Consider the following 22,456-nt stretch of genomic DNA (forward strand, 5'->3'; position numbering starts at 1 on the left):
GGTTTCTCTTCCCCCGCCCTAGCCCGTCCCCGCTCCCACAGGGAGACAGTGGCGTTTACAAAATTTAGCTAGAGCGTCAGACCGCCTGGTTTTCCAGCTTCTGGCCCTGCGGGGTGCGGCTCGACCCGTCGTCTGCCAAAAAGGCGTTCCCGCCCTTCTGCGCCACCGGCGTCAGCTGAAAGCAAGTCGCGCTGCCACAGCTTTTCTGTTCAACAGCAGCATTGGCATGGGCGGCGGCGCCCGCCACGGAGAAGGCAATGGCCGTCAAAAAGCGGCTTACGTTGTTCATGATGTTCCTCCTGTTTGAAATGGGTCAGCGCAGGACTCAGTTGTCTGAGTTGCAGCTATCCGCAAATTTGCGATAGTCCAGGACCTGGGTTTTGTTATGGGAATCCAGGTAAGTCAGCTGGGCATCCACAACTGCGCAGGAAGTCGAGTCGTCCTGTTTCAGCGACACCACTTTCTTGATGTCCAGGTGCGTGCCGTAGGTGTAGGTTTTAGCGGCGACATCGGCTTCGGCGCGGGCCGACAAGGTGCAGATGTTCAGGGCGGCAAACAAGCAAGCGGCACAGACGGCTTTGGTGTTCATGGTGGTTTCCTCAAGGCTTCAACAGGGCAATCGTTGATTGGGCCGAGGCGGTTTGATTTGCCTCGATGGAACCTATTAGAAGCTCGCGAGGTATCTCGTCTGTGTCGGGAACAGGCGCGGGTAAATCGTTACGTATCAGAACCGGGCCGGGATACACAGCGATACAAATGCCCTGAAAACGGGGGTTTTTGCCTCCACGTGTATCCGTCGACAGGCCAGATACACTGCAATACAAAGGACTGCGGGCGAGCGGGCCAAGGCTCGATAGACTGCGCGACATCCCCCATCTACAGAGGCCTGGCCAAATGGAACACGTCGATCACATTCTCATCGTGGACGATGACCGCGAGATCCGGGAACTGGTAGGCAACTACCTCAAGAAAAACGGCCTGCGCACCACCGTCGTGGCCGATGGGCGGCAAATGCGCACGTTCCTGGAGTCCACGCCGGTGGACCTGATCGTGCTCGACATCATGATGCCGGGCGACGATGGCCTGGTGCTGTGCCGTGAGTTGCGCGCCGGCAAACACAAGGCCACGCCAGTGCTGATGCTCACCGCGCGCAACGATGAAACCGACCGCATCATTGGCCTGGAAATGGGCGCCGACGATTACCTGGTCAAGCCTTTCGCCGCCCGTGAACTGCTCGCCCGCATCAACGCGGTGCTGCGCCGCACGAGGATGCTGCCACCCAACCTGGTGGTCACCGAAAGCGGTCGCTTGCTGGCCTTCGGGCGCTGGCGCCTGGACACCTCGGCCCGGCACCTGCTCGATGAAGACGGCACGATGGTCGCCCTCAGTGGCGCGGAATATCGGTTGCTGCGGGTGTTCCTCGATCACCCTCAGCGGGTGCTCAATCGCGATCAATTGCTGAACCTGACCCAAGGCCGCGATGCCGACCTGTTCGACCGCTCCATCGACTTGCTGGTCAGCCGCTTGCGCCAGCGCTTGCTGGACGATGCCCGCGAACCGGCCTACATCAAAACCGTGCGCAGCGAAGGCTATGTGTTTTCCCTGCCGGTGGAAGTCCTCGGGGCGCCCTCATGAACCTCTCGATGCGCTGGCCTCGCACCCTCGCCTCGCGGCTGTCGCTGATCTTCCTGATCGGCTTGATTCTCGCGCAGGCGCTGTCTTTCGGCGCGCAGTACTACGAGCGGTACGAAAGCACGAAAAACACCATGCTGGGCAATCTGGAAACCGACGTCTCGACCTCCATCGCCATCCTCGACCGCTTGCCGGCCGAAGAACGCATGAGCTGGCTGCAACAACTGAATCGACGTAACTATCGCTATTTGTTGAACGAAGGCTCGCCGGGCATGCCGATGAGCGATTCACCCATGGCGATGACGTCGATCAAAGAGGCCATCGGCAAGGATTACCCGATGACGGTGACCGACATCCCCGGGCCAGAAAAACATTTTCAGGTCCACCTGAAACTGGCGGACGGCAGCCCGGTGACCATCGACGTGCGACCCTCGATGGTGCCGTTGTCGCCTTGGCTGCCCATCGTGTTGCTGGGGCAATTGGCACTGATGCTCATCTGCACCTGGCTGGCGGTGAGAATCGCCATCCGCCCCCTCACCCGCCTCGCCCAGGCGGTGGAGACCCTGGACCCCAACACCCACGCGGTGCACCTGGACGAACAAGGCCCGACCGAAGTCGCCCATGCCGCCAAGGCCTTCAACTCGATGCAGGCGCGCATCGCCGCTTACCTCAAGGAGCGCATGCAACTGCTGGCGGCGATTTCCCACGACCTGCAAACCCCGATCACCCGCATGAAACTGCGCGCCGAATTCATGGACGACTGCGTCGAGAAAGACAAACTCTGGAATGATCTTGGCGAGATAGAACACCTGGTGCGCGAAGGCGTGGCCTATGCCCGCAGCGTGCATGGCGCCACCGAGGAAAGTCGCCGCACCAATCTGGACTCGTTCCTCGACAGCCTGGTGTTCGACTATCAGGACATGGGCAAAGACGTGCAGCTCGGAGGCAAAAGCGACGCGGTGATCAACACCCGGCCGCACGCCTTGCGGCGGGTGCTGGTGAACCTGACAGACAACGCGCTGAAGTTCGCTGGCGCCGCCGAATTGTGGGTGGAAGCGAAGGCTGACGGCAGTGTGTCGGTGAAGGTGATGGACCGCGGGCCGGGGATTGCCGAGGAGGAATTGGCTCAGGTGATGGAACCGTTTTATCGCGTGGAGAACTCGCGTAACCGCAGTACTGGCGGGACCGGGTTGGGGTTGGCGATTGCGCAACAGTTGGCGTTGGCGATCGGGGGATCGTTGACGTTGAGTAATCGTGAGGGGGGTGGGTTGTGCGCGGAGCTGAAATTACCGGCTCAGGCTCAGTAGCTGATCGTTCCCACGCTCCGCGTGGGAATGCCTCAAGGGACGCTCCGCGTTCCAACTCGCGAAAGGGACGCGGAGCGTCCCGGGCTGCATTCCCACGCAGAGCGTGGGAACGATCAGTTCAGGGTCAGGCCGGGTAGTTGGCGCGCAGGGCCTCGAGGCCACCCTGATAGATACCGGTAAACAGCGCCACCACGTCCTCGTCACTCACGCCCACAGGCGTAAACCGCCCGGACCACGTCACTCGCGCGCCCTGCCCCTGCGCGTCAACACGGATAGTCGCCAGGTAGTCAGTAGCCGGAAACGGTGCCTGCAAAATCGAATAACTGTAAGTCTTCCCGGCGTTATCAAACGTCTCCAACCGTTCAACCACCACTGCGCCGTCCGCCGTTTGCAGGCTGCGCACCCGGCCGCCTTCACTCAGCTCGCTTTGGGGAATAAACGGCAGCCAGTCCGGCAGCGAGTCAAAGCCGCCAATCAATTGCCAAACCTGCTCGGCGGTCGCCGGAATGTCGATGAATGCTGATGCTGTAGCCATGAAATATTCTCTCTCAATCAAAAAGGTTCAAATCGCCATGCTGTCGACAACACCACCGTCGACCCGCAAAGCCGCGCCAGTAGTGGCCGAAGACAGCGGCGAGGCGATATAAGCCACCAGATTCGCGACTTCCTCGACATCCGCCACGCGTTGGATAATCGAACTCGGCCGGGCCTTGCGCACGAAGGCGTCGGCTTCTTCCCGAACGCTGCGCCCCGATTTGTCAGTGGCGTCTTTGAGCATCTGCTCCAGGCCATCGGTCAACGTCGGGCCAGGCAGGATAGCGTTGACCGTCACCCCGGTGCCTGCCAGCCGCTTGGCCAGACCATGAGACACCGCCAGGTTCGCGCTTTTGGTCACGCCGTAGTTGATCATGTCGGCCGGTGTTGCGACCCCGGATTCCGAGGACAGGAAGATCACCCGGCCCCAGCCCTGCTTGACCATGTCCGGCACGTAATGCCGTGACAGGCGCACGCCGGAGATCACGTTGACCTCATAAAAACGCGTCCACTCGCTGTCCGGTGCGTCGAAGAAATCCACATCGTTGAAGATCCCGAGGTTGTTCACCAGGATGTCCGCCCGCGGTTCGGCGGCGAACAACAACTCGGCGCCTTCGGCAGTACCCAAATCGGCGGTCAGGCCACGCAACCGCGCATCCGGCACGCTCTGACGAATGCTCGCCAGCGCCTGTTCGACCTTGGCCGTCTCGCGGCCGATCACCACCACCGTGGCGCCGGATTCGGCCAGCGCCTTGCTGATGCCCAGGCCAATGCCGGCGGTGCTGCCGCTGACAATGGCGAGTTTTCCACTCAGATCGATGTTCATGCTCAACCTCCAATGATCGGCAATGGCGCGCGTTCGGACACCAGTTTCGCCTCGCGCATCGCCTGCCAGAACGCAGCGGGAATGACCGCCGACATCGCGGCAACGTCTTCAGCAATCCGATCGGGACGGCTGGAGCCTGGAATCACCGCCGCCACGGCCGGGTTAGCCAACGAAAACTGTAACGCCGCTGCCTTGATGTCGACACCATGGGCGGCCGCAATTCGCTTGATCTGCTCGACTTTATTGATGATCGCCGGGCTGGCTTTCTGGTACTCGAAGTGTGTGCCACCGGCCAGAATGCCCGAGCTATAAGGACCACCGACCACAATCTCGACGTTCTGCGCCAGCGCGGCGTCCATCAAACGTTGCAAGGCACGATCGTGATCGAGCAGCGTGTAGCGACCGGCCAGCAGAAAACCGTCCGGCTGGGCTTCGGTCAAATCCAGGGTCAGCTCGCACGGCTCAACCTTGTTCACGCCCAGCCCCCAGCCCTTGATCACGCCTTCTTCGCGCAAGCGGGTCAGTACCTTGAAGGCGCCGGTGCGGGCCTGGTTGAAGTATTCCAGCCATTGATCGCCGTAGAAGTCCTGGGCGATGTCATGCACCCAAACGATGTCCAGCCGATCGGTTTGCAGGCGCTTGAGGCTGTCTTCGATGGAGCGCAGCGTGGCGTCGGCGCTGTAGTCGTTGACGATCTTGTTCGGGCGGCCGTGTTCGAACACTCCGCTTTTTTCGCCCAAATCACGGGCTGCGGCGTCTTCGACTTCATCGAGAATCACTCGGCCGACTTTGCTGCTGAGTACGTAGTCGTCGCGGTTGTACTGGGCCAGCGCGGTGCCCAGGCGTATTTCCGACAGGCCCGAGCCATAAAACGGAGCGGTGTCGAAGTAACGCACACCGGCATCCCAGGCGGCGTGGACGGTGGCCAGCGCCTCGTCTTCAGGGATGGCGCGGAACATGTTGCCCAATGGGGCGGTGCCGAAACCGAGGGCGCCAGGTAGTTTGTCTTTCAAGCTCATGGGTTTTTCCTCTTGAGTGTCAGGGGTCAGCAGAGGTGACCGTTAAGCAGATCCTAGATTGCGATGATCGGACCGTCCAAGACATAATACGCAGCACTTGAGTCCCCAGAGGTCTGACATGATCGACATCCGCCAATTGCGCTACTTCGTCGCCGTCGCCGAAGAAGAACACGTCGGTCGCGCCGCCGAACGCCTGCACATTTCCCAGTCGCCCCTGAGCCGGCAGATCGCCCAGCTCGAAGAACGCCTGGGGCTGACCCTGTTCGAACGCAGCCAGCAACGCATTCGCCTGACCCGCGATGGCCAGACTTTCCTGGCTGAAACCCGTGCCCTGCTGACCCACGCCAATCGCCTGGAATCCCTGGGCAAGCGTCTCGGTCGCGGCGAAGAAGGCGGCTTGTGCATCGGCTACATCGAAAATGCCATGCACGCAGGCGTTCTGCCTAATGCCCTGCGGGTGCTGAGGGTCGACCGGCCGAACGTGCACGTCGCGCTGTACAACCTCAATTCCGCCGAACAACTCGAAGGCCTGCGTCAGCGTAGTCTGGATATCGCCCTGGTCAGCGAACCGCCCGTCGCCGACGACCCGGACCTGCTGGGTTTTCAGGTGCTGGACGATCCGATGCTGCTGGCCCTGCCCGAGCATCATCCGTTGGCTAACCACACCACACTGACCCCGGCAGATCTGGCCGATCAGGAATGGATCGGCGTGCAACCCCGCCAGGACGCCGCCAGCCGCGACGACTTCGTCAGCGCCTGCATCCGCGCCGGTTTCACCCCGGACATTCGCATGGAAGCCACTGAACCGTTTACCGCATTGGGGTTGGTGGCCTCGGGGCTGGGCATCGCCATGATCCAGAAAGGCCTGAGCCGCAACGCACCACCCGGCGTGGTGCTGCGCGAAGTGCCATGGATTTCATTCACCACGCCGCTGTGGGCCGCGTGGCACCGGGTCAATTTGCGACCGCTGGTGGAAACGTTCAGGAAAGTGCTGACCGAACCAGGCCCGGCCACATAATCGTCCACTCCGCGTGGGAAGCACACAAAACCCTGTGGCGAGGGAGCAAGCTCCCTCGCCACAGGGTTTGGTGCTTTACTGAAAAGATCCCAAAACCCAGCGAGAACCCCGCATGAACCGCAACGACCTGCGCCGCGTCGATATGAACCTGCTGGTGATTTTCGAAACGCTGATGTTCGAAAAGAACCTGACCCGGGCCGGAGAGAAGCTGTTTCTCGGCCAGCCTGCCGTCAGTGCCTCGTTGGCCAAGTTGCGCGACCTGTTCGACGACCCGCTGCTGGTGCGTAACGGTCGGGTGCTGGAGCCGACCCAGCGCGCATTGGCGATTCTCAAGGAATTGCAGCCGGCAATGGACACCATCTCCGGTGCAGTCAGCCGGGCCAAGGATTTCGACCCGTCCACCAGCCGCGATGTGTTTCGCATCGGCCTGTCCGACGACGCCGAGTTCGGCTTGTTTCCGCCGCTGCTCAAGCAAATACGCGAAGAAGCGCAAAACGTTGTGGTGGTGGTGCGTCGGGTGAATTTCCTGCTGATGTCGTCGATGCTCTCCACCGGGGAGATTTCTGTCGGCATCAGCTACACCACGGAACTGCCAGCCAACGCCAAGCGCAAAAAACTGCGGGACCTGAGCGTGAAGATCCTGCGCGGCGACAATCGTCCCGGCCCCCTGACCCTGGATGATTACTGCGAACGTCCCCATGCGCTGGTGTCGTTTTCCGGGGATTTGACCGGGGCCATCGACAACGACCTCGCACGTATCGGCCGCTCACGCCGGGTGGTGCTGGCGGTGCCGCAATTCGCCGGCCTGCGCGCCTTGCTGGCCGGCACCGATATGCTGGCCACGGTGCCGGACTACGCGGCGTGCGCGCTGATCGAAGGCAGCAGCCAGTTGCGCGCCGACGACCCGCCGTTTGACATCGTGCTGTCGGAACTGTCCATGGTCTGGAACGGCGTCAACGATAACGATCCGGCAGAACGTTGGTTGCGCTCGAGAATTGCGCAACATATGTCGGCGCCGCTGCCGGGGCTCTAATCGGTTGGAAGGACGCGGGGTCAGTCTCACGCAGGTAGACCGGCAGGTCAGTGACCGGCGGCATGACCGGGATCTCGAAATACATCTGGATCACCCAGCCGCGGTGATAACTGGCGTGGTTGACCACATGCATCAATATCGCCCCGGCGCTCATGACGCCGCTTTCACCCGAGACAAAGCTGAACTCGACGGGCTTATTCAGCGAGGCATCGGTCTGCCGTTCGCTCCAATCGCAGTACCAGTGATCGATGTCTTTTTGCGCCTGGCGCAACTCGGCGAGTTCGGGGTGCAGCAAATCGTGTGACGTCTTGAAGCCGTGCCCTCGGCCTTCGAGGTGGGCCTGCCAGATGCAGTCCACTACGTAGAGGTGGTTCAGGGTGCCGATCATGTTCTTGAACACCGAGACGCGCTCTTTATTGACCTCACCCGGAGGCAGTGCAGCCAAGCTGTCAAAGAGGCGTTGATTGGCCCAGCGCTTGTAATCGGCCAGCATGCGGGCAGTGCGTACGTTAATCATCGCAGGTCTCCCATTGTGATGGGCGCACTGCAAAGCATAGACCTCACGGCGAGCGGCATCGCAAACGCTGATTACCGGTAGCTCCGCCGTAACACGACCTATGTAGCAGCTGTCGAGCAACGCGAGGCTGCGTTCGGCTGCGCAGCAGTCGTGAATCCTGTGCACGCGATTTATCTGAGACACCGCAGCGTATGGTTTAGCGACGCCTTCGTCCGAACGCGGCCCGCACCGAACGCAGCCTCGCGTTGCTCGACAGCTGCTACATAGGTCGTGGTGTGGCTAATATCGTCGTTACCCGATCGGCCAGCGCCAGGCAACTGGTCAAGCCCGGTGACTCGATACCGAACAGGTTCACCAGCCCCGGCACACCATGCTCGGCCGGCCCACTGATGGCAAAGTCGGCCGCCGGTTCGGCAGGCCCGGTGATTTTTGGGCGGATACCGCTGTAGGCCGGTTGCAGGCTGTTATCGGGCAATCCCGGCCAGTAACGTCGGATCGCTTCATAGAAACCATCGGCACGGCGCGGATCCACACGATAGTCGACCTGATCGACCCATTCGACGTCCGGCCCGAAGCGCGCCTGGCCGCCCAGGTCCAGCGTCATGTGCACGCCCAGCCCCGCACTTTCCGGGGCCGGATACACCAGATGCCGGAATGGCGCCCGGCCGCTGAAACTGAAATAGCTGCCCTTGCACAATCGAGCCTCGGGAACGTGCTGCGACGGCAAGCCGTCAATCCGGCTCGCCACCTCCGGCGCGGACAGCCCGGCGCAATTGATCAACTCGCGGCAGCTCAAGGCCATCGGTTGCGCGCCGCCCATTTGCAGTTCGAAACCTTGCTCGGTGCAACGGGCTGACATCAATGGCGTATGAAAAACCAGCGACGTGCCGCTGGCTTCGGCATCCCCCTGAAGCGCCAGCATCAAGGCATGGGAATCGACGATCCCGGTGGACGGCGACCAGAGCGCAGCGACGCAGGACACTTCCGATTCAAGTTGCCGCGCCTGTTCGGCGTCCAGCCATTGCAGGTCATCGACGCCATTGCTGTGGCCCTGCGCCAACAACTTCCGCAAGCCCGCGCACTGACCGTCATCGGTGGCCACAATCAGCTTGCCCAGGCGCCGATAATCGACGCCGCGCTCATCGCAATAGGCGTAAAGGCGTTGCTTGCCCTCCACGCACACTTGCGCCTTGAGGCTGCCGCTCGGGTAGTAAATGCCGGCGTGGATCACTTCCGAATTGCGCGAGCTGATGCCCACGCCAATGCCCTCACCCGCCTCGACCAGGATCACGTCCCGCCCGCTGCGGGCCAGGGCTCTGGCGACCGCCAGCCCGACCACTCCGGCCCCGACCACCACGCATTCGATATCGACGCTCACCTGTCCTGCGCTCCTTTCACGCCAGCCCTCGTTCCCGATAATCGATCAGGCTGGAGAATATCGCCAGCAGCATGGCCATGACCACGAAGAAGATCAGCACCAGGAAGTACGACCCGGTGAACTGCACGATCAGCCCGATCAGGATCGGCACGATCACCCCGGCCATGTTCCCGCAGAAGTTCATGGTGCCGGCCAGCACGCCGGTTTTCGAGGTGCCGCCAAGGATCGACGGAATGCACCAGTACATGCCGCACCAGCGAATGAAAAACATCGCCACGCAGAGCAAACCGATCGCTTTGCTGGCCTCGCTCGCATACGCCACCGCCAGCATGCACAAGGCCGCCACCAGCGCCGAGCCGCTGAACATGCTGCGCATCACCAGGTTTGGCGAGGCGCCGCTGGATTTCCATTTGTCCCCCAGATAACCGCCAACCAGCTCGCCGACGAAACCGCACATGAAGATCAGGAAGGTCGCCCCGCCCATGCTTGAAATGTTCAGGCCGTGGGTCTGGTGCAGGTAGCTCGGCATCCAGGTCAGCAAACCGTAGAACACACTGAGAATGCAGCAATAACCGGCGAACATCGCCAGCACCGAACGATCCTTGAGCAGCTCCTTGAGAGGAATGCTGGTGACCGCGCCGGGTTGGCTGACTTTGGTATTGCCCTCGGTGATGTGCGCCAGTTCCGCAGCATTCACCCCAGGGTGTTCGCTGGGATGGTTGCGGATGTATTTCCAGGCCAGCACACCCGCGAGCATGGTGCCGACGCCAGCAATCACGAAGGCGATGCGCCAGGAGTCGAACCAGCCGATCAGGCCGGCAATGATGATCGCGCCGAAGGCACTGCCCAGCGGTGCACCGCCATCGACCAGCACCGCGCCGCGTCCGCGTTCGTTTGGGGTCAGCCAGGCGCCATTGAGCTTGGCCCCGGCCGGCATGATCGGCGACTCGGCAATGCCCAGGCCCATGCGGGTGATCAGCAGCGTGATCCAGTTGTGCGCGCCGGCGGCCAGGGCCTGAAAGGCGCCCCAGGCGACGGTCGCAATGACGATGACACGACGGGTCTGGAAACGATCCAGCAGCATGCCGCCAGGAATCTGCATCAATGCGTAGGACCAGAAAAACGCGCTGAGCATCAAGCCTTCCAGCGCCGGCGGGATCTGGAACTCACTGGAAATCAACGGCAAGGCCACCGACAACGAAGCGCGGTCGATGTAGTTGATCGCGGTCAGCAGCAACATGATGAGGAAGATCCGCCAGCGCACGCTGGTCGGGCGCTCGGTGGCGGTCAGGGACAGCGTTTCGGCACTCGGATTGTTCATGAGGGGCGCTCTTTATTGTTGTGGATGCAAGCGGCCCAATGCCTGTCAGCCACCGCAATCCTTGTGGGAGCGAGCTTGCTCGCGATAGCTGACTGGCAGACAACTCATCTGTTGAATGTAAGACCGCTATCGCGAGCAAGCTCGCTCCCACAGGTATTGCGTCTTGTCTGCCTGGCATTGGGTAAGCGGCTCCACTCTAATCACGCACCCGACAGCTGAATAATGAGGGGATCTGATTGGGGGATCACTGAACGTCATCCCCCAATCAATCAGAACGTACCGGGGTAGCTGCCGCCGTCCAGCAACAGGTTTTGCCCGGTAAGGAAACCAGCGTGGGCGCTGCAAATGAACGCGCAGTACGCGCCGAACTCGTCGGGCTGGCCGAAACGCTGGGCCGGCACGTGCTGGCGCCGCTGCTCGCTGATGCTCTCAAGCGTGGTGCTGTTAGCTTCGGCGGCGGCACTGAGGGTTTTGTGCAGGCGCTCAGTCTCGAACGGGCCTGGCAGCAGGTTGTTGATGGTGACGTTGTGCCCGGCCAGCCGCGACTGACGCGCGAGCCCGGCGATGAAACCGGTCAGCCCGCTGCGAGCGCCGTTGGACAGGCCCAGCACATCGATCGGCGCTTTCACCGCGCCAGAGGTGACGTTGACGATGCGCCCGAACCCTCGCTCGGCCATGCCATCGACGCAGGCCTTGATCAGCTCGATGGGCGTGAGCATGTTGGCGTCCAGCGCTTTCAACCAGTCTTCGCGCTGCCAGTCACGGAAGTCACCTGGCGGCGGACCGCCAGCGTTATTGATCAGGATGTCCACCTGCGGACACGCCGCCAACACCTGCTCGCGCACCGCAGGCGTGCTGATATCCCCGGCCACCGTGCGCACTTCGATGCTCGGTGCCAGGTTGCGCAACTCTTGGGCTGCAGCCTCCAAGGTTTCGTTGCCACGGGCGTTGATCACCAGGTTGACGCCCTCCTTCGCCAAGGCTCGCGCGCAGGCCAGCCCCAGGCCCTTGCTGGCGGCGCAGACGATGGCCCAGCGGCCCGATATTCCCAATTCCATGACGATGCTCCAGTCGGTTCGAAAACCTTACGTTACCACTGCGATAGGACACATCAGGGGATGACAAAGGGTGATCGCCGGATCAGACCTTTTCATTATCAGCCGCCTCCCACGCTTATTACTGTCTCCAGACCAATAAGAACCGGAGACACCCATGAACCCGTTCCAGTTTTATTTCCCCACGACCCTGAAAAGCGGCAACGGCCTGGTGCGTCAGGCCGGTGCGTTGCTCAAGCCGCACGTTCGAAAAAAACTGCTGGTGGTCACCGACGCAGGGCTGATGGCGTCGGGTGTGATGGAAGGCTTTTTCACTTCGCTGGTCGAGAGTGACATTCACTACGAAGTGTTTTCCGGTGTCGAACCCAACCCCACCACCGACGTGCTGGAACGCGCCGTGGCATTCCTGAAGAACCACGACTGCGATTCGGTCATCGGCGTCGGGGGCGGTAGCAGCATCGACACCGCCAAAGGTGTGGCGGCCATGGCAACCAACCCCGGCAACATCCTCGACTACGAGGGCTACGACAAACTGCTGCACCCGCCTCTGCCGATCTTTGCCATTCCGACCACCTCCGGCACCGGCAGCGAATGCACCGCCTCCACCGTGTTCACCAACACCAAAACCCTGTTCAAGACTGTGATCATCAGCCCGGCGCTGTTTCCGAAACTGGCGATTCTCGACGCCGAACTGACCCTCAAACTGCCGCCGTCGATCACCGCGGCCACGGGCATGGACGCGTTGACTCACGCCATCGAATCCTACGTGTCAAAGCAGGCCAACCCGGTCAGCCAGGCCCTGGCGCTGCAAGCGATCAAGATGATCTGCACCCACCTGCCGAAAGCGTTTTTCAGCGGCTCCGACCTGCACGCCCGGGAACAGATGCTGCTCGGTTCGTTCCTCGCCGGCGTCGCGTTCGCTCAATCGAAACTGGGCAACGTGCATGCGATCTCCCACACCTTCGGCGGCGTATTCAACATTCCCCATGGCATCGCCAACGCGACGCTGCTGCCCTACGTCATCGAATACAACCTCGCGGCCTGCCCGGAGCTGTTTCGTGAAATCGCCGTGGCCATGGGCGAGAACGTTGATGGCCTGAGCGTTGCCCGCGCCGGGCACAAAGTGGTGGAACACGTGGTGGCGCTGAACAAGGCCATCGGCATTCCCGACAACATCAAGGACCTGGGCGTGGACCTGGACTACATGCCGCAAATGGTCAGCGACTCGATGCGCAGCGGCAACGTGCTGGTCAATCCACGCCTGACCACCGCCGCCGACATCGAACGAATCATCAGCAACGCCTGGCACGGCACTCACTCCTGAAGAGACGACGCCCATGTTTTACGAAATGCGCACCTACACGATTCAAATCGGAAAAATGCAGACCTACCTCAAGCACTTCGAGGAAACCGGCCTGCCGGTGATCTCCCGCTACACCACGCTGGTAGGTTGGTGGTACACCGAAATCGGCGAGCTGAATCAGGTCATCCACATCTGGGCCTACCAGAGCCTGGATGACCGGATCAAGAAGCGCGCGGCGCTGTATCAAGACCCGGACTGGCTCGAAGGCTTCGTGCCGAAAGCGTTCCCGATGCTGGAAAAGATGGAATCGAAACTGCTGATCGCTGCGGATTTCTCCCCCATCAAATAATCCCAACACAGCTCCGATGGGCAACGCGAAACCTGTGGGAGCGAGCTTGCTCGCGATAGCGGTTGTTCATTCAACATCGATATTGACTGTTCCGCCGCCATCGCGAGCAAGCTCGCTCCCACAGGTACAGCGCATGGATTCAAGTCCGTCGGCATCCGCTCAAACCAAGGAAACCCTCATGTGCGACCACTATCCCAATAACACCGCCGCCGACCGTTCTCCCGACATCAAAGCCTTGCTCGAAGGCCTGCCGACCAACTGGGGAAAATGGGGACCCTACGATGAAGTCGGCGCCCTGAATTACCTGCAAAGCGCAGAAATACTCCGGGGTATCGCCTCGGTTCGCCAGGGCAAGACCTTCACCCTGCAAGTGCAGATCGGCCACCCCAAAGGCGAACCCTTGTGGCCCGGCCGACGTCCGTCAATGCGCGTCAACGTGTTGGACAAGGGCCATTTCCTGGCCGGCAAGAGCCACTTCGACGGCCATGTGGAATACGCCGACGACGTGATCTTCATGCACCTGCAAGGCTCGACCCAATACGACGCACTGGGCCACGTCTGGCACGACAACAAACTGTGGAATGGCTACGACGCCATGAGCACCATCGGCAGCATGGACAAGGCCAGCATCCTGCCCATTGCCGAACGCGGGATTGTCGGGCGTGCGGTGCTGATCGACATGGCTCGCCATCGCGGCAAAGCGGTGCTGGACAAGGGCGAAACCTTCAATCACCTGGACCTGTTGGCTGCGGCGACAGCCCAGGGCGTCGAGATCCAGAAGCGCGACATCCTGATCATCCGCACGGGTTGGATCGGCTCGTTCTATGAGCGCGAGCCGGAGGAGTTCTACAAGGATTTCGCCGAGCCGGGCCTGACCTTCAGCCGCGAGCTGGTGGAATGGTTTCACCAGATGGAAATCCCCAATCTGGTGACCGACACCATGGCCAACGAAGTGGCGGTCGACCCCACCTCGGGCGTGCTGATCCCGCTGCACAATGCCTTGATGCGCAACCTCGGCGTGACCTTCACCGAAGTGGCGATGCTTGATGCTCTGGCAAGTGATTGCGCTGAAGACGGCCAGTGGCAGTTCCTCTATACCGCCGCGCCGTTGAAGGTCGTTGGCGGCACGGGTGCACCGGTCAATCCGATCGTGATCAAGTAATCAGGTCCTGCTGCAATTCGTTGATCAGCAGGGTCGCCGCCGGGGAAAGATCGGCGCCGGCCCGGCTGATCACGCCGTAGGGCTCGATCAATGCACGCATCGACACCGGCAGTTTCACCAGCAAATCGTGTTGTTCGCAGAACCTGGCCACTTCCACCGGGATCACTGCCAACAAGGTCGGATCCTGTTGCACCAATAAAATGGTGGCAAAAATCGATGAGGTTTCCAGCGGATACCGGGGAGTCCCCAGCCCTGCCTCATTCAGCTCACGCTCCAGGGTCTGACGCATCGGCATGTCCTTGGGATAGACCACCCAGCGGTAGTCGCTCAACTGCGATAGCTGCAAAGACTCGGCGCTGGCCAGCGGATGGTCCTTGCTGGCGACCACAGCCAAGGGTTCTTCGCTCAGTTCGATGCAGTCATAGGCATCCGAACGCTGGCCGACGCTGGTGCGACAAATCGCCAGGTCCAGTCGTCCCTGATCCAGCAACCCGAGCAACGTGGCGCTGGTGTTTTCCACCAGTTCCACCGACAGCTCCGGCTGCTTCAGGCGCAACTCGGTCAGGGCCCGGGTCAGCAACGGCACCGCCCCCATGATCACCCCCACCGAGAGCCGCCCGCCCTGGCCCTGCATGATGCTGAGCATTTCTTCGCGAAGGTGCTCGACATCGCTGTAGATCAGCCGCGCATAACGAATCATGCAACGACCCATTTCGTTGGCCACCAGGCCTTTGGGCTGGCGTTCGAACAGCGGCATGCCGAGCAACGATTCGACTTCACCCAACGCCTTGGTGGCGCCGGACTGGGAAATCGAAATCTTCTCGGCGGCCTTGTGCAACGAGCCGCGATCATCCAGCGCGATCAGCAGACGCAGTTGTTTGAGGCGCAAACGTGCAGCGATGCTGCAAAGGGAAGGAACCATGTCCGTGTGTTCTCGATTCAAGAGGTAAACAATGACTGCGGCAACGCACACTTCGAATCCGTAACGCAAAACCGTAGCAGCTGGCGAAGCCTGCGTTCGGCTGCGAAGCAGTCGTAAAACCTGAGTACGCGGTTTTTTCTGACACACCGCATTGCCTGATCTCACGACTGCTGCGCAGCCGGACGCAGGCTTCGCCAGCTGCTACAAAGTGTGCGTTACGGCTTCGAACGGTGGCTGTCAGCGAATGGCGACCGGGTTGATGTTGACCTGGGTCGAGCCCGTGTACAGCGGCTGGCCGAGGACAAACATGAACTCCCACGCCTTGTCTTTCACCAGTGCCCGGCTGTCGATCAACTCAAGGTTGTAGATGCCGTTTTTGGCCAGCATGTATTGGTTGACCGGGAATTCCTGGCCGTCTTTGGCCGGGTAGATCTCCGACGCCCAGGTATCACCGCCGAAGGCGACGATCTGCTTGTCCACCAGCCATTTGGCCGCTTCCATGCCGATGCCCGGCTCCACGGCGAGGAATTTCTTGTTGTCCTTGCCCAGCAGCTCCAGCCAACCGGTGTTGAACAGCACCACATCGCCTTTTTGGATGGCGATGCCTTGCAGATCCAGGGCCTTCTGGATATCAGCGACGCTGAACTCGGTTTTCTCCGGCACGATCGGCGTGCCGTACACGGCGGTCATGTCCAGCACCACACCGCGGGTGACGATGGGCGGGACCTTCTCCAGGCCGAGTTTTTTCACGCCTTCCACGGTGACGAAATCGGCGGCGCGGTTGCCGTTGTAATAGACGTAATCGATACCGATATGGCCGATGCCGTTGAGCTGGGTGCCGACGCCGGTCCAGCCCACGACCAGTTCATCGTTGAAGGTGAATTTGTTCGGGCCCATGGTCGTGCCACCGGCTTCGCCCGGCTGGATGTTGGTCAGGTTGAAGCTGCGATGACGGAACGCTGGCAACGTTTTGTCGATGGGCACGGCCAAGGGGTAGGTTTTGCCGGTTTTGATCAGTTTCGAGGCATTGATCACCGACTCGGCGTTGAGCAGGTTCAGCGCGCCGATTTCATCGTTGGCGCCGTATTTGGAGGGGTACCATTTCTCGGCATCCGCAGCGTGGGCGGCATTGAGGGTGAACAACAGGGCAAACGGCAGTGCCAATCGATTCAGCATGAGGGGGTCCTTGTGAGTTGCAGTGGACCCAAGGTACGCAGCCCGTCTGCGGGGAAACAGACCGGCATCGGCAATACATTTGTTCTGGATATTCACGAGTGATGCGAGTGCCGTAGGAGCAAAGCTTGCTCGCGATGAACGATGACGCGGCGTGTCGAGCCCGACGCCATCGCGAGCAGGCTCGCTCCCACAGGACCCGGTATCGACCATAAATCCTGCGAACGGCACCAGACAGGGGCTGTGCGGCGGACACCGCGAAGTATCGCGGCGCGGATACATTTCAAACACCGCGCCTGCCGCAAATCAAATTTGCCTGAAACGCACGAATACGCGCATCCAAAGCCGTGCACTATCGCAAGCGCCTGTTTCAACCAGCCCCAAGTTCATCCGGGACTCAACAAGGCTTCTCGCAGCAGCCTGGCTGCCGGCGAGTCCGGCACGCCTTTGCGCGAAACCAGCTCATACGGTTCGCTGCGCGAGGTGATGGGCAGCGGCAGCGTGGTGGTGAAACCGTAGCCGGAGCAGAACTTCGCCACGTCGGTCGACACCAACGCGACGAGGGTCGGGTTTTCCTGAAGCAGCGACAAAGTGGCAAACGCCGATGTGGTTTCCAGCAGATGCACTGGGAAACGCAGGTCGGCTTCGTGAAACTCGCGCTCCAGCAGCAAACGCATCGGCATGTTGGCGCGATAGACGACCCAGCGGTAATCCACGAGGTCCTTCAGCGATAGCTGCCGGGCATAGGCGAATGGATGCTGAGTGCTGGCGATCACCGCCAGGGTTTCTTCGACGAAGGTGGCGCTCTCATACAAGTAGGGCGTGGTGCTGATGGTCGTGCGGCAGATCGCAAGATCCAGGCGCCCGGCGTCAAGTTGGCTGAGCAGTGCGGCGCTGGTGTCTTCGACGATCTCGATGGACAGCTTCGGGTGGTCGGCAATTACCCGGCTGATCGCGGTGGTCAGCAGCGGGACGGCGCCCATGATGGTGCCGACGGACACCCGTCCGCCCTCGCCGCTCATGATGCCGATGATCTCTTCGCGCAGGTGTGCGAGGTCGGTCTGGATCAAGCGGGCGTAACGAATGACCGAGCGTCCGGCATCGTTCGGCTCAAGCCCGCGGTTAGTGCGGGTGAACAACGAGGTACCGAACGTCGTTTCAATTTCTTGCAGGGCTTTACTGGCGCCGGGCTGGGTCAGCGCAACCTGTTTGGCCGCGCCCAGCAAGGAGCCGTGTTCATCAAGGGCTATCAACAAGCGCAGCTGCTTGATGTGCAGGCGGGACATGATCGAATTGAGTGAGGGCGTCATCAGGGTTAACTAAAAGTTATAGAGGTATCGAAAGTTGTCAGTATCGAGGCTCGCCACGACGGCCCTATAGTCCACCCCACAACCAGGCAATGCAATGGGTTTGACCAGAGAGCGAAAGCCTTCCTGCCGCAGACCGATTGCAACAATAACAATCCTGTATAACTTGTGGTGAATCATGTCCCTCATCAATTACGTCACCAAGATCCAGTTCGGCTACGACAGCCTGCAGCATCTGGCCGCCGAAGCCGGGCGCGCGGGCATTACCCGGCCGCTGATTGTTACCGACATCGGCGTGCGCAATGCCGGCATCGTCGACAAGGTCATCGCGGCCCTCGGCGCCAGCCTGCCTCCTTCGATTTTCGACGCCACCCCATCTAACCCCAACGAACACGCGGTACGTGAAGCCGTGGCGCACTATCACCTCGGCGAGTGCAACGGCATCATCGCGGTCGGCGGCGGTTCTTCCATCGATCTGGCCAAAGGCGTCGCTGTCTGCGCCACGCACGACGGTCCCCTGCACAGCTTTGCGGTGATCGAAGGCGGGCTGGATCGCATCACGTCTGCTACCGCACCGTTGATCGCCATTCCCACCACGGCGGGCACTGGCAGCGAAGTCGGCCGAGGCGCCATCCTGATCCTCGACGATGGTCGTAAAGTGGGCGTAATCTCACCTTACGTAGTGCCTCGCGTGGCCATCTGCGACCCGGAACTGACCCTGGGCCTGCCACCGATGCTGACCGCCGCCACCGGCATGGACGCGATCGCTCATTGCATCGAGACGTTCATGGCACCGGCCTTCAACCCCGCGGCGGATGGCATCGCCCTCGACGGCCTGTGGCGTGCCTGGGAACACATCGAGCGCGCCACCGCCGAACCTGGTGATCGCGAAGCGCGAATGAACATGATGAGCGCGTCGATGCAGGGCGCACTCGCTTTTCAGAAGGGATTGGGCTGCGTGCACAGCCTGTCCCACGCCTTGGGTGGCATCAATCCGAAGCTGCACCACGGCACTTTGAACGCCATCTTTCTGCCAGCGGTCGTGGATTTCAACGCCAACGCCCCGACCGTTCGCGACGAACGCAAGCTCGAACGCCTGCGCCATGCCATGGGCCTCGAGGCCGGCGCCAATATCGGCACAGCCATTGAGGACATGACCCGCCGCCTGGGCCTGCCGACCCGCCTCAGCGAAATCGGCGTCGATGAAAGCCTGTTTGCCGGCATCGTCGAAGGCGCCTTGCACGATCACAGCCACAAGACCAACCCCCGCGAAGCATCGTCCGCGGACTACCTGTCGATGCTTGAGCAGTCGTTGTAACCGTCGCTATCCAACAATAAAAAATGAGGAGGCAGCCGCGTCGTCGGTTGAACCGACGCCAGCGCAACAATCATGAAGCCCACCGTCCTTATCGACCGGCAAGACAGCCTTGCCACCGTCACCCTCAGCCACCCAGGGAAAATGAACGCCCTGACCTTGTCCATGTGGCAGGACCTGGGTGATGCCATGACCGTGTTGTCCGCCGACTCAAGCGTGCGCTGCGTGGTGTTGCGCGGTGCCGGCGAGCAAGCCTTCGCCGCCGGCGCCGATGTCAGCGAGTTCCCGAGCGTACGCGCCAACCTGGCTCAAGCCCGGGAGTATGCCGAAGTCACCTCGGCGGCCATGCGCGCGGTTGTCGACTGCCCGCACCCGGTGATCGCGATGATCCATGGCGTGTGTGTCGGCGGCGGCCTGGAAATCGCCGCACTCTGCGACCTGCGTATCTGCGGCACCTCCAGTCGCTTCGGCGCGCCGGTCGGCAAGTTGGGGCTGGTCATGTCGTATGACGAAATGGCCGGTCTGGTGGCGCTGGCCGGGCGCTCGACCACCCTGGAAATTCTGCTTGAGGGTCGCATTCTCGACGCCAACGACGCCTACGTGAAAAACCTCGTGACCCGCGTCGTACCCGATGCCGAGGTCGAGTCCGAAACCCTCGCCACCGCCAGGCGCATCGCCAATGGAGCGCCCCTCGTCGCCCGCTGGCATCGCCAGGCTGCACGTCAGCTTGAGGCCGGCGTAGCACCCAACGTCGAGCAGATTGACGCGAGTTACTTCTGCTACGACACCGAAGATTTTCAGATCGGTCTGAGCGCTTTCATCGAGAAAGCCAAACCACAATTCAAGGGGAAATAACATGGGACCGCTGACAGGAATGCGCGTGGTAGAACTGGCTCACATCATGTCCGGCCCGGTGTGCGGAATGATGCTGGCCGACATGGGCGCCGACGTGGTGAAGGTCGAGAAAGTCCCGGGCGGTGATGATTCGCGCCGCTTCTCGCCGATCATGGCCAGCGGTGAATCGGCTTCGTTCATGGTGGTGAACCGCAACAAGCGCGGTATCGGCCTGAACCTGAAAACCGAGGGCGGGCGCGACGTATTGCGCCGCCTGTTGATGGACGCCGATGTGGTCACGGAAAACTTCCGTGCCGGCACCATGGAGAAATTCGGCCTGGGCTACGAAACGCTGAAAACCCTCAATCCAGGGCTGATCTACTGCGCGATCTCCGGCTACGGCCGCAGTGGCCCGTTTGGCGAAAAAGGCGGCTTCGACCTGATCGCCCAGGGCATGAGCGGCATGATGAGCATGACCGGTGAAGCCGGACGCGAACCGGTCAAGGCCGGCTCGCCAGTGGCCGACATCAACTCCGGCATTCTCGCCGCTCTCGGCATCTGCGCGGCGTACGCCGCCAAACAGAAAACCGGCCTCGGCCAGATGGTCGATACCTCGCTGTTCGAAGCCGGCCTGCAACAGATGTACTGGCCGGCTGCGGCATATTTCGCCGACGGCACCATCCTGCCGAAGATGGGTTCGGCCAACTCCACCAGCGCGCCGTATCAGGTGTTCCGCACCGCAGACGGCTGGATCAACATCGGTGCCGCCAACCAGGCTAACTACGAACGGCTGGTCGAGGCGCTCGCCGTGCCACAACTCGAAGCCGACCCACGCTTTGCCAGCAACGCGTTGCGCATGGAGCACCGTCTGGCCTTGGTGGAAATCCTCAACGAAGTCCTGGTCGCGCGCACCACGGATGAATGGATGGTGCTGTTCGACAGCCTCGGCCTGCCTGCCGGGCCGGTCCTCGATATCGCCGCGGCGCTGGCCCATCCGCAAACCGAAGCACGCGGCATGGTCGTCGAGACCCAACACCCGACCGAAGGCCGGGTACGCGGCATGGGCTTGCCGATTCACTTCTCCGACATGGACAACGCCGCGCCGCCGAGCAGTCGGCATGCGCCGCTGCTCGGTGAACACACCCGCGAAGTGCTGAAAGAAAGCGGCTACGCGGAAGATGAAATCGACGAGTTGATTCGAAGCCAGGCCGTGGTGGCACTGGCGTAACGCAAAAAAACTGTGGGAGTGAGCCTGCTCGCGATGAGGCCGTGTCAGGCGACATAAGTATCGACTGATACGCCGCCATCGCGAGCAGGCTCACTCCCACAAAGAGCAGCGTTTGCTTTAACGATCCGCTGTTTTTTAGAACAACTACAAAAACAATAAGGTGAACATCATGAGCCGTATCTTGACCGAGGCCGTCAGCCGCCGATCATTCCTGGTATCTGCCGGCGTCACCGTCGGCGGTGCCTTCGCCGCCAACCTGCTGCCCTCCAGCGTCTTCGCCGCGACCAAACCCATCGTGTTGCGCTACACCAGCAGCCTGCCCGATACCCATCCACTGAACATCCAGATGAAGGCGGCTTCGCTAGCCATCAAGACCGAAACCAACGGCGCCGTGGATCTGCAGGTGTACGCCAACGGCGCCATGGGCGGCGACACCGACATGCTCTCCCAGGTGCGCGCCGGGGCAGTCGATTTCATTCCGTTGCCAGGCGCGATTCTCTCCACACTGGTGCCGGCCATGTCGATTGAAAGCATGCCGTTCGCGTTCAAGGACTACGACAGTGTCTGGGCCGCGCTGGACGGCAAGCTGGGCGAATACGTACGGGCCAAGACCGCCAAGGTCGGCCTGATCCCGATGGAGAAAGTCTGGAACAACGGCTTCCGCCAGATCACCAGTTCGACGCGGCCGATCTACACGCCGCAAGACCTGGCCGGCTTCAAACTGCGAGTGCTGGTCAGCCCGCTGTGGACCTCCATGTTCAGCGCCCTGGGCGCCTCCCCTACCGGCATCAGCATCAACGAAACCTACTCGGCGTTGCAGACCAAAGTGGTCGACGGCCAGGAAAACCCGCTGGTGGTCCTCGAAGCCGCGCGCTTCTATGAAGTGCAGAAATACTGCTCCATGACCGACCACATCTGGGGCGGTTTCTGGATCGTCGCTTCGGGCAAGACCTTTCCAAAACTGCCGGCGGACGTGCAGGAAATCGTTTCCCGGCAAATCAACGCTGCGGCGCTGGTCCAGCGTCAACAGGTGATCGATCTCAACGCCAGCCTGGAGCCGTCCCTGACCGCCCATGGCATCACCTTCAACAAAGTCGACCGTTCATTGTTCCGCACTGACTTGCAGTCCAAAGGCTTTTACACCCAATGGAAAGAAAAGTACGGCACTGAAGCCTGGAGCTTGCTGGAGCAGTACGCGGGTCAACTGTCCTAAGCCGGAGACA

Annotated in this window: 23 protein-coding genes; 11 read left to right on the forward strand and 12 right to left on the reverse strand. The window is 61.2% G+C overall.

Annotated features, from left to right (window positions below):
* Positions 1–76 precede the first annotated feature (76 nt).
* Both ACQ4OB_RS08885 and ACQ4OB_RS08890 read right to left on the reverse strand, forming a co-directional pair.
* Positions 77–289 (reverse strand): hypothetical protein, encoded by a 213-nt coding sequence (locus ACQ4OB_RS08885; protein ID WP_102614212.1) that lies wholly within the window; start codon positions 287–289, stop codon positions 77–79.
* 36 nt (positions 290–325) lie between these two features.
* A complete protein-coding gene (locus tag ACQ4OB_RS08890) occupies positions 326–589 on the reverse strand; it encodes a DUF2790 domain-containing protein (RefSeq protein ID WP_430955517.1) in 264 nt (87 codons plus the stop codon).
* 305 nt (positions 590–894) lie between these two features.
* Between ACQ4OB_RS08890 and ACQ4OB_RS08895 the strand changes: the two genes are divergently transcribed.
* Together ACQ4OB_RS08895 and ACQ4OB_RS08900 are read left to right on the forward strand one after the other, a co-directional pair.
* Positions 895–1,635: a response regulator gene (locus ACQ4OB_RS08895; protein ID WP_074877865.1), complete on the forward strand. Its 741-nt coding sequence runs from the start codon at positions 895–897 to the stop codon at positions 1,633–1,635.
* A complete protein-coding gene (locus ACQ4OB_RS08900) occupies positions 1,632–2,939 on the forward strand; it encodes a sensor histidine kinase (RefSeq protein ID WP_430955518.1) in 1,308 nt (435 codons plus the stop codon). Before ACQ4OB_RS08895 ends, ACQ4OB_RS08900 begins: the two co-directional genes overlap by 4 nt.
* A gap of 124 nt (positions 2,940–3,063) precedes the next feature.
* Here the strand turns inward: ACQ4OB_RS08900 and ACQ4OB_RS08905 are convergent, their stop codons facing one another.
* The 3 genes from ACQ4OB_RS08905 to ACQ4OB_RS08915 are packed head-to-tail and all read right to left on the reverse strand — an operon-like array spanning position 3,064 to position 5,318.
* Complete coding sequence (locus tag ACQ4OB_RS08905) at positions 3,064–3,474, reverse strand: SRPBCC family protein (protein WP_430955519.1); 411 nt, start codon at positions 3,472–3,474, stop codon at positions 3,064–3,066.
* Between the two features lie 27 nt (positions 3,475–3,501).
* Positions 3,502–4,299: an SDR family NAD(P)-dependent oxidoreductase gene (locus ACQ4OB_RS08910; protein ID WP_102614209.1), complete on the reverse strand. Its 798-nt coding sequence runs from the start codon at positions 4,297–4,299 to the stop codon at positions 3,502–3,504.
* Positions 4,300–4,301: 2 nt separating this feature from the next.
* Positions 4,302–5,318, reverse strand: coding sequence for an aldo/keto reductase (locus tag ACQ4OB_RS08915; protein ID WP_074877873.1), 1,017 nt, complete (start codon positions 5,316–5,318; stop codon positions 4,302–4,304).
* Positions 5,319–5,436: 118 nt separating this feature from the next.
* On the opposite strand from ACQ4OB_RS08915, the gene ACQ4OB_RS08920 reads away from it, so the two are divergent.
* Together ACQ4OB_RS08920 and ACQ4OB_RS08925 are read left to right on the forward strand one after the other, a co-directional pair.
* Positions 5,437–6,336, forward strand: coding sequence for a LysR substrate-binding domain-containing protein (locus tag ACQ4OB_RS08920; RefSeq protein ID WP_102614208.1), 900 nt, complete (start codon positions 5,437–5,439; stop codon positions 6,334–6,336).
* Positions 6,337–6,448: 112 nt separating this feature from the next.
* The gene (locus ACQ4OB_RS08925; protein ID WP_074877877.1) at positions 6,449–7,369 is read left to right on the forward strand and encodes a LysR substrate-binding domain-containing protein; all 921 of its coding nucleotides are present in this window, start codon (positions 6,449–6,451) and stop codon (positions 7,367–7,369) included.
* Here ACQ4OB_RS08925 and ACQ4OB_RS08930 read toward each other — a convergent pair.
* The 4 genes from ACQ4OB_RS08930 to ACQ4OB_RS08945 form a co-directional block, all read right to left on the reverse strand.
* Entirely contained in the window at positions 7,290–7,886 is a 597-nt protein-coding gene (locus ACQ4OB_RS08930) for a DinB family protein (protein WP_430955520.1), read from the reverse strand. The two genes, ACQ4OB_RS08925 and ACQ4OB_RS08930, sit on opposite strands and share 80 nt — an antisense overlap.
* Before the next feature lie 259 nt (positions 7,887–8,145).
* Positions 8,146–9,264: an NAD(P)/FAD-dependent oxidoreductase gene (locus tag ACQ4OB_RS08935; protein ID WP_430955521.1), complete on the reverse strand. Its 1,119-nt coding sequence runs from the start codon at positions 9,262–9,264 to the stop codon at positions 8,146–8,148.
* A 16-nt stretch (positions 9,265–9,280) separates the two neighbouring features.
* Entirely contained in the window at positions 9,281–10,585 is a 1,305-nt protein-coding gene (locus tag ACQ4OB_RS08940) for an MFS transporter (RefSeq protein ID WP_102614206.1), read from the reverse strand.
* Positions 10,586–10,854: 269 nt separating this feature from the next.
* Entirely contained in the window at positions 10,855–11,643 is a 789-nt protein-coding gene (locus ACQ4OB_RS08945) for an SDR family oxidoreductase (protein WP_102614204.1), read from the reverse strand.
* A gap of 154 nt (positions 11,644–11,797) precedes the next feature.
* Here ACQ4OB_RS08945 and ACQ4OB_RS08950 point away from each other — a divergent pair, with 154 nt between their 5' ends.
* The 3 genes from ACQ4OB_RS08950 (at position 11,798) to ACQ4OB_RS08960 (ending at position 14,454) form a co-directional block, all read left to right on the forward strand.
* Positions 11,798–12,964, forward strand: coding sequence for an iron-containing alcohol dehydrogenase (locus ACQ4OB_RS08950; protein ID WP_074877888.1), 1,167 nt, complete (start codon positions 11,798–11,800; stop codon positions 12,962–12,964).
* A 13-nt stretch (positions 12,965–12,977) separates the two neighbouring features.
* Positions 12,978–13,292: an NIPSNAP family protein gene (locus ACQ4OB_RS08955; protein ID WP_074877890.1), complete on the forward strand. Its 315-nt coding sequence runs from the start codon at positions 12,978–12,980 to the stop codon at positions 13,290–13,292.
* Between the two features lie 178 nt (positions 13,293–13,470).
* On the forward strand, positions 13,471–14,454 hold the full coding sequence (locus ACQ4OB_RS08960; RefSeq protein WP_430955522.1) for a cyclase family protein: 984 nt from the start codon (positions 13,471–13,473) through the stop codon (positions 14,452–14,454).
* Here ACQ4OB_RS08960 and ACQ4OB_RS08965 read toward each other — a convergent pair.
* From ACQ4OB_RS08965 to ACQ4OB_RS08975, 3 genes are all read right to left on the reverse strand, one after another.
* On the reverse strand, positions 14,447–15,376 hold the full coding sequence (locus ACQ4OB_RS08965) for a LysR family transcriptional regulator (RefSeq protein ID WP_074877896.1): 930 nt from the start codon (positions 15,374–15,376) through the stop codon (positions 14,447–14,449). The genes ACQ4OB_RS08960 and ACQ4OB_RS08965 overlap by 8 nt on opposite strands.
* A gap of 237 nt (positions 15,377–15,613) precedes the next feature.
* Positions 15,614–16,552: a cyclase family protein gene (locus ACQ4OB_RS08970; protein WP_102614199.1), complete on the reverse strand. Its 939-nt coding sequence runs from the start codon at positions 16,550–16,552 to the stop codon at positions 15,614–15,616.
* A 383-nt stretch (positions 16,553–16,935) separates the two neighbouring features.
* Positions 16,936–17,859, reverse strand: coding sequence for a LysR family transcriptional regulator (locus tag ACQ4OB_RS08975; RefSeq protein ID WP_074877900.1), 924 nt, complete (start codon positions 17,857–17,859; stop codon positions 16,936–16,938).
* 175 nt (positions 17,860–18,034) lie between these two features.
* Between ACQ4OB_RS08975 and ACQ4OB_RS08980 the strand changes: the two genes are divergently transcribed.
* From ACQ4OB_RS08980 to ACQ4OB_RS08995, 4 genes are all read left to right on the forward strand, one after another.
* Positions 18,035–19,174: an iron-containing alcohol dehydrogenase gene (locus tag ACQ4OB_RS08980; protein ID WP_102614197.1), complete on the forward strand. Its 1,140-nt coding sequence runs from the start codon at positions 18,035–18,037 to the stop codon at positions 19,172–19,174.
* Between the two features lie 72 nt (positions 19,175–19,246).
* Positions 19,247–20,026 carry an enoyl-CoA hydratase-related protein gene (locus ACQ4OB_RS08985; RefSeq protein ID WP_430955523.1) on the forward strand — a complete coding sequence of 260 codons (780 nt, stop codon included), beginning with the start codon at positions 19,247–19,249 and terminating at the stop codon, positions 20,024–20,026.
* A gap of 1 nt (position 20,027) precedes the next feature.
* Positions 20,028–21,233 (forward strand): CaiB/BaiF CoA transferase family protein, encoded by a 1,206-nt coding sequence (locus tag ACQ4OB_RS08990; RefSeq protein ID WP_074877906.1) that lies wholly within the window; start codon positions 20,028–20,030, stop codon positions 21,231–21,233.
* Between the two features lie 169 nt (positions 21,234–21,402).
* A complete protein-coding gene (locus ACQ4OB_RS08995) occupies positions 21,403–22,446 on the forward strand; it encodes a TRAP transporter substrate-binding protein (protein ID WP_430955524.1) in 1,044 nt (347 codons plus the stop codon).
* Positions 22,447–22,456 lie beyond the last annotated feature (10 nt).

The sequence above is a fragment of the Pseudomonas sp. ES4 genome (genome assembly GCF_050586665.1).
Lineage (GTDB): Bacteria > Pseudomonadota > Gammaproteobacteria > Pseudomonadales > Pseudomonadaceae > Aquipseudomonas > Aquipseudomonas frederiksbergensis.